The following is an 11186-nucleotide window of genomic DNA, read 5'->3' on the forward strand; positions in this document are numbered from 1 at the left end:
CTTGTGGAAGGAGGGCCCGCAGCGCATCGAACTCGGCGCTCCATTGGCTGCGCCAGTGGCGGCGCAAGGAATCATCGATCCAGGCGCCGTCGAGTCCGTTGTGCATGAAGCCGCGCAGGTCGTCCAGGCCGAAACCGAAGTCGCGCACCATCATCAGCCACGCCCCGGTGGGCGTGACCTTGTGCAGGGTCGGGTCGTCGGTGTTCGGGTGGATCCGCAGGCCCAGCCCCGGCATGCGGCGGATCGGGTGGTCGAGCGCCCAGCGTTCCGGCGGCAGGGTGCGCAGGTAGTAGGAGTTGGTCGGCACCACGGTGAACAGCACGCCGCGCTCGGCGCATTCGCGCGCGAACCCGGGCTGGTCGACCACGGTGTAGCCGTGGTCGATGCGGTCGACCTGCAGCAGATCGAGGGCGGTGCGCACGTTGGTCCAGGGCATGCCGAACTCGCCGGCGTGCGCGGTGGTCTTGAGGCCGGCGCGCCGGGCGTCGCGGTAGGCCTCGAGAAAGAGCTCGGGCGGCCGATCGACCTCGCGGTAGTCGATGCCGATGCCGATCACTTCCTCGCACCGGCTCTGCGTGACCCATCGCACCATCTCGACGGCCGCCTCGGGACTGGCTTCGCGATCGATCGCCGCGATCAGCCGGCCGACGATGCCGAACTCTCGTTGCGCGTCATGGATGGCGTTGACGATCGCATCCTGCGCTTTCCGGTAGCCGATGCCCGATGCGTGCACGGTGCCCGTCGGGTTCCAGAAGAACTCGCTGTAGCGGACGTTGTGCGACGCCGCGTCCTGCAGGTATTCGAAGGTGAGCCGATGCAGGTCGTCGGCGCTGCGCACCAGCTGGGCATCGAGCGCGCGCAGCACCCGCAGCACGCCGACCGGCTTCTCGCCCCGGGTGTAGAAGCCCTCGATCTCGTCGTCGGCCAGCGGCGAACCGGCCCGGCGGTTGAGGTCCGCGAAGGTGCCGTGCCGGACCGTGCCGAACAGATGGCAGTGCAATTCGACCTTCGGGATCGCTCGCAGGAAGGGCTCCAGGGCGCCAGGCGTTGCGACGGCAGTGCTCATGCAGGCCAGTCTAGGGAGGGTGATGAAATAAGGAAAATTTTGAATTCCTATAATTTCATTCATTCAATTGATAACCAAGCGATGAGTTCCTTGCCCCTGCGTGCATTGACGCTTCGCCAGCTCCAGTGCTTCTCGGTGCTGGTGCAGGAGGGCCAGTTCGGCCGCGCCGCGCGCAGGCTGGCGATCACCCAGCCGGCCCTGAGCAACGCCATCAAGCAGATGGAGAAGCTCCTCGGTGCCGAGCTGCTGACCCGTTCGACGCACCGGCTCGAGCTCACGCCGGTCGGCGCCGAGGTGCTGGCGCGCACCGACTACCTGGTCAATACTTTCGAGGTCGCGTTGCGCGATATCGAGAGCACGGTGCAGCGCGGACGCGCTTTCGTGCGCATCGGCGTGATCCCTTCGGCCAGCGCCCGCGTCGCGACGGCGGTGGCCGGGTTCATCGGCGGTGATGCACCGCCCGGCATCGAGTTCGCCTGGCGCGACGCGCCGTCGAACACCCTGCTGGCCGAAGTGCGCAGCGGCCGGCTCGACCTGGCCGTGGCGGCCATCACCGAGCCGCCGGGCGGGCTGGACTGCGTGGACCTGTTCCGCGATCCGCTGGTGCTGGTGGTGCGGCGCGACCATCCGCTGGCCGCGCTTGGCGAGGCTGACTGGGAGGCCATCGGCGGCGAGCGCCTGGTGCTGTTCGAGAGCGGCAGCATGCCGGCGCTCGGCGACCCGGCCCGCGCCCAGTTCGCGCAGGGTTCGGAGCCCTATCGCGTGAGCTATTCGGAAACGCTCTACGCCCTGGTGCGCGGCGGGCTGGCGCTCGGCCTGATGCCGAAGCTCTACACCTCGTCGCTTCGCGACGATGAACTGGTGGTGCTCCCGCTCGTGAAGCCGCACATCGAGCGCCGCGTGGTGCTGGTCTACCTGCCCGGGCCGATGCGCAACGTGGTGTCGCAGGCGCTGATCGCGCATCTGCGGCACGCCCTGGTGACGCCGGCCTAGTGCAGCTCTTGCGCCGTGTGGATCATCTCGCGCACGCGGGGGTAGATCTGGGCGTTCCACTTGCTGCCGCTGAAGACGCCGTAGTGGCCGACGCCGGCCTGCAGGTGATGGGTCTTGAGGTAGGGGCGGATGCTCGGGCAGAGGTCCTGGGCCGCCACGGTCTGGCCGACCGCGCAGATGTCGTCGCGTTCGCCTTCCACGGTCATCAAGGCGGTGCGGCGGATCGCCGACGGATCGACCTTGCGCTCGCCGACGGTCAGCTCGCCGCGCGGCAGGTCGTAGGTCTGGAACACGCGCGCCACCGTCTCCAGGTAGAACTCGGCCGGCAGGTCGTTGACCGCCAGGTACTCGTCGTAGAAATCGCGGATCGTGGCCGCCTGCTCGAGTTCGCCTTCGACCAGGTGGTGATAGAGCTTCCTGAACTGTTCCTTGTGGCGGTCCGGATTCATGCTCATGAAGGCGCTGAGCTGCAGGAAGCCCGGATAGACGCGCCGCATCACACCGGCGTGCGGCCAGGGCACGCGGCTGATCAGGTTGCGTTCGAACCAGCCGATCGGGCGGTCGGTCGCCAGCTTGTTCACGGCCGTCGGGTTGATGCGGCAGTCGACCGGTCCGGCCATCAGGGTCAGGCTCAGCGGCGAGGCCGGGTGGCCGTCTTCCGCCATCAGCGCGGTGGCCGCCAGGGCCGCCACGCAAGGTTGGCAGACCGCCACCATGTGGGCGCCGGGGCCGATCGCCTCGAGAAAACTCACGATCTGCAGCGTGTAGTCGTCCAGGCCGAAGCCGCCGTTCCACAGCGGCACGTCGCGCGCGTTGTGCCAGTCGGTCAGGTACACGTCGTGGTCGCGCAGCAGGGTGCGCACCGTTTCGCGCAGCAGTGTCGCGAAATGGCCCGACAGTGGTGCGGCCAGCAGCACCTTGGGCTGCACCGCCTTGGTGTTCTTGCGGAAGTGCAGCAGCGTGCCGAAGGGCGCGACCAGCGCCACCTCTTCGTGCACCGGGACTTCCTCGCCCTCGCACACCACGCTCTGGATGCCGTAGTCCGGCCGCGTGTGGGTCAGCCGCATGTGGGCATAGACCTCCATGGCCGCCGCGATCCGGCGGCGGGCGCCGCGGTCCGAAGGGGCCTGCCACGCGCCGCTGCCGAGGTACTGGGCTGCGAGCCGGGACGGCGAGAGCAGGTCGGTGTGTGTTTGGTAGGCCCGGTACAGCATGCCTGGAGTGCAGGCAAGTTGCGGGCCAAGCCGCCGCGGTGCACTGTTCTGGCATGGGGCTTGCACACCCGCAGAGCCGATCCGGCAGCCCAGGAGCGTCCCCATGGCCAAACCCGTCCTCACCATCAGCAGCAAGAACTACGGTGCGTGGTCGCTGCGCGGCTGGTTGATGTGCCGGCTTGCGGGGCTGGATTTCAGCGAGAAGGTGATCCCGCCGGACGATCCGGCCATGAAGGCCGAGATGCTGCTGCTGTCGGCCTCGATGCTGGTGCCCTCGCTGCAGCACGGCCGCATCAAGGTCTGGGACACGCTCGCGATCGGCGAGTACCTCCACGAGATCAAGCCCAAGGCCGGGCTGCTGCCCGCCGATGCCGAGGCCCGGGCGATCTGCCGGGCGATCTGCGGCGAGATGCATTCCGGCTTCAGCTCGTTGCGCAGTTCGCTGCCGATGAACATCAAGGCCCGGTTCCCGAACTTCAAGATCTGGTCGCGCGCCCAGACCGACATCGACCGCGTGGTCGCGATCTGGMGCGAATGCCTCCAGGCCCATGGCGGCCCCTACCTGTTCGGCAAGCAGCCGTGCATGGCGGACGCGATGTACGCGCCGGTGGTGACGCGCTTCATCACCTACGACGTCACGCTGGACGCCGCCTGCGCCGGCTATTGCAAGCGCATCATGGAACTGCCGGCGATGCRGGAATGGATCAAGGCGGCGAAGCAGGAGCCCGACGAGATCGACGAGCTCGACGCCGAGTTCTGAGGCCCGATCGCTGCGGGGTTCAGCCGCCCGGGCGGCTGAACATGCGCAGGTCGAGCGGCGACTCGTTGCCGAGCCACATGGCGTGCGCGGTGTGGTCCAGGTAGTCGTTGCCGGTGACGCCGTGCACGAACACGTCCAGGCCTCCGCGGTGGCCGTCCAGCCACGCGACGACCTCGTCGAACTCGGCGGCATCGAAGGCGATCTGGCAGCTCCAGTGCGGGTGCGGGCCGACCAGGCGCTCGTGCACCCGGCCGACCACGACCAGCAGTTCGTGCCCCGCGTCCTCGGCGATCTTGCGCGCCTGGGCGACCGTGCCGGGACCGAAATAGATGTGGGCGTGGTACTGCGGGTAGAGGTTTTCGGGACGGCGGGGCATGAGCGGCTCGATGAGAGTGACAAGCTTAGCGCTGCACCGCGCCGGAAACTTAACAACCGGTTGCCGCATCTCGAGTAAAAAGGTGAAATACTGTGATTTCATACAGTATGCGGATCGCCCCATGGCCGACACCTTCATCCCCGTGCATGCCCTCAAGGGCCGCGGCGCGGCCACGCGCCTGCCGCACCGCTTCGAGCGCGACGTTCGCGATGCCTTCGACGACGGCTGGGGCACGCTGGAAGAAGGCGAGGCCGAGTCCGAGGGCCTGCCGCCGCTGGCGACCGAGGTCCGCTTCGAGGACGTGAAGTCGGTGCTGAGCGACAACGATTCGCCCGACATCCCCTTCGATCGATCGCTCAATCCCTACCGCGGCTGCGAGCACGGCTGCATCTACTGCTTCGCGCGGCCCACGCACAGCTACCTCAATCTCTCGCCCGGCCTCGATTTCGAGACCAAGCTCATCGCCAAGCGCAACATCGCCGAGGTGCTCCGCAGCGAACTCGGCCGCAGGGGCTATCGTCCCAGCCAGATCGCGATCGGCACCGCCACCGACTGCTACCAGCCGATCGAGCGCGAGCTGCGGCTCACGCGTTCGGTCATCGAACTGCTGAAGGAAACCCGCCATCCCTTCGGCCTGGTCACCAAATCGAGCGCGGTCGAGCGCGACCTCGACCTGATCGCGCCGATGGCGGCCGACCGGTTGGCGGCGGTCTACGTCACGATCACCACGCTCGACGGCGAGCTGGCGCGCAAGCTCGAGCCGCGCGCCGCCGCGCCGCACCGGCGGCTGCGCACCCTGCGCACGCTGGCCGATGCGGGCGTGCCGGTCGGCGTCAGCGTGGCGCCGCAGATTCCCTTCGTCACCGAGGACATGGAACAGGTGCTGGAGGCCGCCTGGGAGGCGGGAGCGCGTTGCGCTTTCTATACGGTCATCCGGCTCCCGTGGGAGGTGGCGCCGCTGTTCAAGCAATGGCTCGAGCTGCACTACCCGCAGCGCGCGGACCGCATCATGGCGCGCATCCGCGAGATGCGCGGCGGCAAGGACTACGATGCCGACTTCGCGACCCGCATGAAGGGCAGCGGGCTGTGGGCCGACCTGATCCGCCAGCGTTTCGAGAAGGCGACCCGGCGCATCGGCTTCAACCGCGAGCGCATCGCGCTCGACCTCGGCGCGTTCCGGCCACCTGGCGCGGCGGGGCAGGGCAGTCTGTTCTAGCGGGATGGGTCGACTTGGTTACACAATGCAGTGAATGGCAAAAAATTGCGTTCCCCCCCCAGCGACGACGCCCTGGTGGGTGGTGATGGGGGTTTCCGGTTGCGGCAAGTCCAGCCTCGGGGCCGCGTTGGCGCGGGACATGGAACTGCCGCTGATCGAAGGCGATGACTTCCATTCGCCCGAAAGCGTTGCCAAGATGCGAGCCGGAATTGCGCTCACCGACGCCGACCGTGCAGGCTGGCTCACCGCGCTGGGCCTTGAAATGGCGCGTCACCGGGGTGGGGCGGTGCTGACCTGTTCGGCCCTCAAGCGCGACTACCGCGAGCGATTGCGCTCCGCTGTTCCGGGCCTGCGCTTCGTCTTCATGGCGCTGACGCGCGAGGAGGCCGAGCGTCGCGTGGCGGCGCGCGCCGGCGCGCACATGTTTCCGGCCAGCCTGGTCGCCAACCAGTTCGCGACGCTGGAATCCCCGGTCGGCGAACCCGGCGTGCTGGAGGTGGACGCCACGGCGCCGATGCCCGAGCTGGTGGCGCGCGTGCGAGCGTTGCTGTGAGGGTGAATGCGTCCGATGCTTCCCGGCATTCGTCAGGGATACCGCGGAACCGGCTTTGCCGGGCCGCCCCCGGAAGGGGGTGGGCGACTACACGAAGTGAGTCAACCTGGGGGAGTGCTTAACCCCAGCGCGTCGAAGACCCGGATCGCTGCATATGCGTCGTTGGCCGCATAACGCAGCTGCGCGTCGGTCAGCTGCCGGTTGGCCCAGTTCGAGGTCGTGGCCTTGCGCGACTTGACGAAGCGGCGGTCGAACACCAGCGCCACGGCGGTCTTCACGCCGACCGACTTGCGGTAGCCGCGGCGGCGGAACTCGGTGTCGAGGTCGAGCACGGCCTGCGGCTCGACGCCGAAGCGCTGCCGGATCAGGCTCAGGTCGGTCGACAGGCCGAAGCCGGCCTTGATCAGTTCGGCCGAGCCCAGCAGCGCGGCCAGCGCGCCGTGGAACTCGGTGCGATGCAGCTGGAACAGCCAGGCCTGGTCGCGGGTCGCGAACTGGACCACATGCGGTCCGCCCGAGACTTCGAACTTGGCGAAGGTCGGCTTGGACTCGGTGTCGAAGCCGACCACGCGGCTGGCCAGCAGCGCCGCCGTGGCGGCCTCCGCGTCCTGCGCTGTGGCGACCACGCGGATGTCCCCCAGGCCCAGGCCCTCGAAAGGCTCGAGCAGGGCGATCTGTTCACGTTCGGGGATCGGGGGGAGCTTGTCGTTCATTCGAAAGGTCTGTTGGGCTGTTATGGCGTCTTCAAGCCTGCAGCAGGCTTCTGCCGTGATGCGCCAGGTGGTCCGCAACGACGCTCTGGATGAAGTAGTAGCCGTGGTCGTAGCCTTCGTGGCGGCGCAGCGTGAGCGGCTGGCCGGCGCTCGCGCAGGCGGCCTCGAACAGATGCGGGTGGAGCTGCTCGGCGAGGAATTTGTCGGCCAGGCCCTGGTCGACCAGGATGCCTTCGGGGAAGGGTGCCACGGATTGCGATTGCATCAGGGCGCTGGCGTCGTGCGCCAGCCACCGGCTGCGATCGGCGCCGAGGTAGCCGTTGAACGCCTTCTCGCCCCAGGGACACTGCGTCGGCGCGCAAATCGGCGCCAGGGCCGAGAGCGACTTGAAGCGGCCCGGATGGCGCAGCGCGAGCGTCAGCGCGCCATGGCCGCCCATCGAATGGCCGAAGACGCCGAGGCGCTCGCCGTCCACCGGCTGGCTTCTCGCGACCAGCGGCAGCAGCTCGCGGATCAGCCAGCTTTCCATGCGCCAGTGCGCTGCCCAGGGCGCCTCGGTGGCGTCGAGGTAGAAGCCGGCGCCGATGCCGAAATCCCAACTCGCGGTCGCACCCTCGAGGTCCTCGGCGCCGGGCCCGCGCGGACTGGTGTCGGGTGCGATCAGCGCCAGGCCGAGTTCGGCCGCCAGCCGCTGGGCGCCGGCCTTGACCATGAAGGTCTCTTCGTTGCAGGTCAGGCCGGCGAGGTACAGCACCGCCGGCACCGGCCCGCGCGCTGCTCGCGGCGGCAGGAAGACCGAGAAGCGCATCGGCAGCCCGATCTCGCGCGAGTCGTGTTCGAGGAAGCGTTGTGTGCCGCCGAAGCAGCGGTGTTCGGAAAGGACCTTGGGGCTGTCTGTCATGTCTTCGATGGGGGGATGAGTTCGAGCACCGCATCGGCGAACACGCGCGGCGCCTCCTGCGGCATGTTGTGGCCCACGCCGGGCACGATGCGGTGCGAGCGGGGGCCGGTGAAGCGGTGGGCATGCGCCGATGCATCGCTCGCGGGACGCACGCCGTCGTCGGCGCCGTCGAAAGTGATGGACGGCACGCGGATCGGCGGTTGCGCGGCCAGCCGGGCCTCGATGGTCGCACAGCCCGGATCGCCCGGCACCAGCCCGAAGCGGTGGCGGTACGAGTGGATCACCACCTCGACGAAGTCGGGGTGGTCGAAGGCGGCGGCGCTGCGCTCGAAGGTCGCGTCATCGAAGGTCCAGGTCGGCGACCAGAGCCGCCACAGCAAGCGCGCGATGCCGCGCCGGTCGGCCGCCAGCCCGGCGTGTCCGCGTTCGCTGTGGAAGTAGTACTGGTACCAGAGCCGATGCTCGTTCTCTGCGACTTCGGGCCGCATCGCCTGTGCGATGTCCTGGATGTTGTAGCTGTTGAACGAGACCAGCCCGGCGCAGCGCTCGGGCCACAGCGCCGCCACCACGCAGGCCGCGCGCCCACCCCAGTCGTAGCCCGCCAGCACGGCACGCGGGATCGCCAGCGCATCGAGCAGCGCGAGAAGGTCGGCGCCCAGGGCCGCCTGTTCGCCCGAACGGGGTGTGGAATCGCTCAGGAAGCGCGTGGCGCCGTAGCCGCGCAGGTAGGGCACGATGACCCTGCAGCCCGCCGCGGCCAGCATCGGCGCGACCTCGGCGTAGCTGTGGATGTCGTAAGGAAAGCCGTGCATCAGCAGCACCGGCGGGCCGTCGGACGGCCCGGCCTCGACATACGCGGTCTCGAGCACGCCAGCTTCGATCGTTCGCAGGGGTTGCATGAATTCCATCGAAGCTCCTAGACACGGTTTCCTTCCAGGGATACCGCGGATCCGGCTTCGCCGGGCCGCCGGTATCGCCCCCTGAAAGGGGGTGGGCGGGCTACACGCAGTGAGCCCAACCTGGGGGGTTAGTAGATCACCACCCCGCGGATGGACTCTCCGCGCTTCATCAGGTCGAAGCCCTTGTTGATGTCCTCGAGCGGCATGGTGTGCGTGATCAGGTCGTCGATGTTGATCTTGTTCTCCATGTACCAGTCGACGATCTTCGGCACGTCGGTGCGCCCGCGCGCGCCGCCGAAGGCCGAGCCTTCCCACTTGCGGCCGGTGACGAGCTGGAACGGCCGCGTGCTGATCTCGGCGCCCGCCTCGGCCACGCCGATGATGATGCTGCGGCCCCAGCCCTTGTGCGTGCATTCGAGCGCCTGGCGCATCACCTGGGTGTTGCCGATGCACTCGAAGCTGTAGTCGGCGCCGCCGTCGGTCAGCTGCACGATGGCATCGACCACGTTCGGCGTGTCCTTCGGGTTGATGAAGTGCGTCATGCCGAACTTGCGCGCCATCGCCTCGCGTTCGGGGTTCAGGTCGACGCCGATGATCTTGTCGGCGCCCACCATCTTCGCGCCCTGGATCACGTTCAGGCCGATGCCGCCCAGGCCGAAGACGACCACGTTGGCGCCGGCCTCGACCTTGGCCGTGAAGATCACCGCGCCGATGCCGGTGGTCACGCCGCAGCCGATGTAGCAGACCTTGTCGAAGGGCGCGTCCTCGCGGATCTTGGCCAGCGAGATCTCGGGGGCTACCGTGTAGTTGCTGAAGGTGCTGGTTCCCATGTAATGGAAGATCGGCTTGCCGTCGAGGCTGAAGCGGCTGGTGGCGTCGGGCATCAGGCCCTTGCCCTGGGTGCCGCGGATCAGCTGGCACAGGTTGGTCTTGCGGCTCAGGCAGAACTTGCACTGGCGGCATTCGGGCGTGTAGAGCGGGATGACGTGGTCGCCCTTCTTGAGGGTCGTCACGCCGGGGCCGACGTCCACCACGATGCCCGCGCCCTCGTGGCCGAGGATGGCCGGGAAGATGCCTTCGGGGTCGGCGCCCGAGAGCGTGTAGTAGTCGGTATGGCAGATGCCCGTGGCCTTGATCTCGACCAGCACCTCGCCGAACTTCGGCCCTTCGAGGTCGACGGTTTCGATGGTCAGCGGGGCTCCGGATTTCCAGGCGACGGCGGCTTTGGTTTTCATGGGACTTGCGGATTCGGTTCAGGAACCGGGCACTATAAGATGCCTGCCAATTGGAGCGCCATGTCATGAAGAAAGTCCTTGTCCTCAACGGCCCGAATCTCAACCTGCTCGGCACCCGCGAGCCCGCGCAATACGGCTACGAGACGCTGGCCGACGTCGAGCGCATGTGCCAGGAAACCGGCGCCACGCTCGGCGTCGAAATCGAATGCCGCCAGTCCAACCACGAGGGCCAGTTGATCGACTGGATCCACGAGGCCGGGCGCGAGATCGCGGCCGGGCGCATGCTCGGCGTGGTGATGAACCCCGGGGCCTACACCCATACCTCCATTGCCCTGCACGATGCGATCAAGGGTGCGAGCGTGCCGCTGATCGAACTGCACATCTCCAACGTGCATGCCCGCGAGGAGTTCCGCCATCACTCGTACATCTCTCCGGCAGCGCGGGGAATCATCGTCGGACTCGGCGTCAAGGGCTATCCGCTCGCGATCGAGGCGCTGGTGCGCGTGAGCGCGGCGTGACGCGCGAGCGAGCCGGCCTGTTCGAAGGCGCGGATGGCGCCTGGCGCTGCCGCTGGTGCGAATCGACGCAGGTCTACCGCGACTACCACGACAGCGAATGGGGCTTCCCGGTCACCGATGAGCGTCGTCTGTTCGAGAAGCTGTGCCTCGAAGGCTTCCAGGCCGGCCTGAGCTGGCTCACCATCCTCAACAAGCGCGAGGCCTTCAGGCGCGGCTTCGCGGAGTTCGATGCCGAGCGCATGGCGCGCTTCGGTCCGAAGGACGTCGAGCGGCTGCTCGCCGATGCCGGCATCGTGCGCCATCGCGGCAAGATCGAGTCGGCMATCAACAACGCCCGGCGGGTCATCGAGCTGCGCGCCGAGTTCGGCTCGCTGGCTGCCTATGCGTGGGGCTTCGAGCCCGATCCGGCCTTGCGTCCGAAGCGCATCACGCACGAGGCGTTGAGGGCCATGACGACATCGCCCGAATCGATCGCGATGTCCAAGGACCTGAAAAAGCGCGGCTGGAGTTTCGTCGGCCCGACCACCGTGTATGCCTTCATGCAGGCCATGGGGCTGGTCAACGACCACGTCGAAGGTTGCCATGCGCGCGAGCTGGCATTGACGGCCCGCGCGGAGATCGGGCTCACCTCCAGCTAGGCTGTCTGCGGTCCGGGCACTTTGCGGTGATTGATCCGCCCCTGGCTGTCGACGCTCTCGAGATGGACGTCGAAGCCCCATAGCCGGGCCACGTGCTTGAGCAC

Annotated in this window: 14 protein-coding genes; 6 read left to right on the top strand and 8 right to left on the bottom strand. The window is 67.9% G+C overall.

Features of this window, described 5'->3' with window-relative positions; all coding sequences use genetic code 11:
- Window positions 1–1066, bottom strand: a 1066-nt coding sequence (locus tag AC1D2K_RS19210; protein WP_478090425.1) for an adenosine deaminase family protein, incomplete at its 3' end; no start/stop codon positions are given.
- An 81-nt stretch (window positions 1067–1147) separates the two neighbouring features.
- Between AC1D2K_RS19210 and AC1D2K_RS19215 the strand changes: the two genes are divergently transcribed.
- A complete protein-coding gene (locus tag AC1D2K_RS19215) occupies window positions 1148–2059 on the top strand; it encodes a LysR family transcriptional regulator (RefSeq protein WP_478090426.1) in 912 nt (303 codons plus the stop codon).
- Here AC1D2K_RS19215 and AC1D2K_RS19220 read toward each other — a convergent pair.
- Window positions 2056–3273 (bottom strand): polyhydroxyalkanoate depolymerase, encoded by a 1218-nt coding sequence (locus AC1D2K_RS19220; protein ID WP_478090427.1) that lies wholly within the window; start codon window positions 3271–3273, stop codon window positions 2056–2058. The genes AC1D2K_RS19215 and AC1D2K_RS19220 overlap by 4 nt on opposite strands.
- A gap of 103 nt (window positions 3274–3376) precedes the next feature.
- On the opposite strand from AC1D2K_RS19220, the gene AC1D2K_RS19225 reads away from it, so the two are divergent.
- The gene (locus AC1D2K_RS19225; protein ID WP_478090428.1) at window positions 3377–4033 is read left to right on the top strand and encodes a glutathione S-transferase; all 657 of its coding nucleotides are present in this window, start codon (window positions 3377–3379) and stop codon (window positions 4031–4033) included.
- Window positions 4034–4052: 19 nt separating this feature from the next.
- Here the strand turns inward: AC1D2K_RS19225 and AC1D2K_RS19230 are convergent, their stop codons facing one another.
- Complete coding sequence (locus AC1D2K_RS19230; protein ID WP_478090429.1) at window positions 4053–4409, bottom strand: DOPA 4,5-dioxygenase family protein; 357 nt, start codon at window positions 4407–4409, stop codon at window positions 4053–4055.
- A gap of 121 nt (window positions 4410–4530) precedes the next feature.
- On the opposite strand from AC1D2K_RS19230, the gene AC1D2K_RS19235 reads away from it, so the two are divergent.
- Together AC1D2K_RS19235 and AC1D2K_RS19240 are read left to right on the top strand one after the other, a co-directional pair.
- On the top strand, window positions 4531–5625 hold the full coding sequence (locus tag AC1D2K_RS19235; protein WP_478090430.1) for a PA0069 family radical SAM protein: 1095 nt from the start codon (window positions 4531–4533) through the stop codon (window positions 5623–5625).
- An 85-nt stretch (window positions 5626–5710) separates the two neighbouring features.
- Window positions 5711–6178, top strand: coding sequence for a gluconokinase (locus AC1D2K_RS19240; RefSeq protein ID WP_478090431.1), 468 nt, complete (start codon window positions 5711–5713; stop codon window positions 6176–6178).
- Window positions 6179–6279: 101 nt separating this feature from the next.
- Here the strand turns inward: AC1D2K_RS19240 and AC1D2K_RS19245 are convergent, their stop codons facing one another.
- The 4 genes from AC1D2K_RS19245 to AC1D2K_RS19260 form a co-directional block, all read right to left on the bottom strand.
- Window positions 6280–6891: a 3'-5' exonuclease gene (locus AC1D2K_RS19245; protein ID WP_478090432.1), complete on the bottom strand. Its 612-nt coding sequence runs from the start codon at window positions 6889–6891 to the stop codon at window positions 6280–6282.
- A gap of 31 nt (window positions 6892–6922) precedes the next feature.
- A complete protein-coding gene (gene fghA / locus AC1D2K_RS19250; protein WP_478090433.1) occupies window positions 6923–7792 on the bottom strand; it encodes an S-formylglutathione hydrolase in 870 nt (289 codons plus the stop codon).
- A complete protein-coding gene (locus AC1D2K_RS19255) occupies window positions 7789–8700 on the bottom strand; it encodes an alpha/beta fold hydrolase (RefSeq protein WP_478090434.1) in 912 nt (303 codons plus the stop codon). The genes fghA and AC1D2K_RS19255 overlap by 4 nt, the downstream gene beginning before the upstream one ends.
- Window positions 8701–8819: 119 nt before the next feature.
- Complete coding sequence (locus tag AC1D2K_RS19260) at window positions 8820–9926, bottom strand: S-(hydroxymethyl)glutathione dehydrogenase/class III alcohol dehydrogenase (RefSeq protein WP_478090435.1); 1107 nt, start codon at window positions 9924–9926, stop codon at window positions 8820–8822.
- Window positions 9927–9991: 65 nt separating this feature from the next.
- Here AC1D2K_RS19260 and aroQ point away from each other — a divergent pair, with 65 nt between their 5' ends.
- Window positions 9992–10444, top strand: a complete 453-nt coding sequence (aroQ, locus tag AC1D2K_RS19265) for a type II 3-dehydroquinate dehydratase (protein ID WP_478090436.1) — start codon at window positions 9992–9994, stop codon at window positions 10442–10444.
- Complete coding sequence (locus AC1D2K_RS19270) at window positions 10441–11082, top strand: DNA-3-methyladenine glycosylase I (RefSeq protein ID WP_478090437.1); 642 nt, start codon at window positions 10441–10443, stop codon at window positions 11080–11082. The genes aroQ and AC1D2K_RS19270 overlap by 4 nt, the downstream gene beginning before the upstream one ends.
- Here AC1D2K_RS19270 and AC1D2K_RS19275 read toward each other — a convergent pair.
- Window positions 11079–11186: hypothetical protein (locus AC1D2K_RS19275; protein ID WP_478090438.1), on the bottom strand; the 108-nt coding region annotated here is incomplete at its 5' end. The genes AC1D2K_RS19270 and AC1D2K_RS19275 overlap by 4 nt on opposite strands.

The organism is Variovorax sp. P1_H12_2, assembly GCF_056405335.1.

Bases quoted from the DNA above. Each gene is read 5' to 3' on its own strand.
- AC1D2K_RS19245 (WP_478090432.1), bottom strand. From the start codon at position 6,891: ATGAACGACAAGCTCCCCCCGATCCCCGAACGTGAACAGATCGCCCTG.
- AC1D2K_RS19240 (WP_478090431.1), top strand. From the start codon at position 5,711: ATGGGGGTTTCCGGTTGCGGCAAGTCCAGCCTCGGGGCCGCGTTGGCG.
- AC1D2K_RS19235 (WP_478090430.1), top strand. From the start codon at position 4,531: ATGGCCGACACCTTCATCCCCGTGCATGCCCTCAAGGGCCGCGGCGCG.
- AC1D2K_RS19220 (WP_478090427.1), bottom strand. From the start codon at position 3,273: ATGCTGTACCGGGCCTACCAAACACACACCGACCTGCTCTCGCCGTCC.
- AC1D2K_RS19260 (WP_478090435.1), bottom strand. From the start codon at position 9,926: ATGAAAACCAAAGCCGCCGTCGCCTGGAAATCCGGAGCCCCGCTGACC.
- aroQ (WP_478090436.1), top strand. From the start codon at position 9,992: ATGAAGAAAGTCCTTGTCCTCAACGGCCCGAATCTCAACCTGCTCGGC.
- fghA (WP_478090433.1), bottom strand. From the start codon at position 7,792: ATGACAGACAGCCCCAAGGTCCTTTCCGAACACCGCTGCTTCGGCGGC.
- AC1D2K_RS19215 (WP_478090426.1), top strand. From the start codon at position 1,148: ATGAGTTCCTTGCCCCTGCGTGCATTGACGCTTCGCCAGCTCCAGTGC.
- AC1D2K_RS19255 (WP_478090434.1), bottom strand. From the start codon at position 8,700: ATGGAATTCATGCAACCCCTGCGAACGATCGAAGCTGGCGTGCTCGAG.
- AC1D2K_RS19230 (WP_478090429.1), bottom strand. From the start codon at position 4,409: ATGCCCCGCCGTCCCGAAAACCTCTACCCGCAGTACCACGCCCACATC.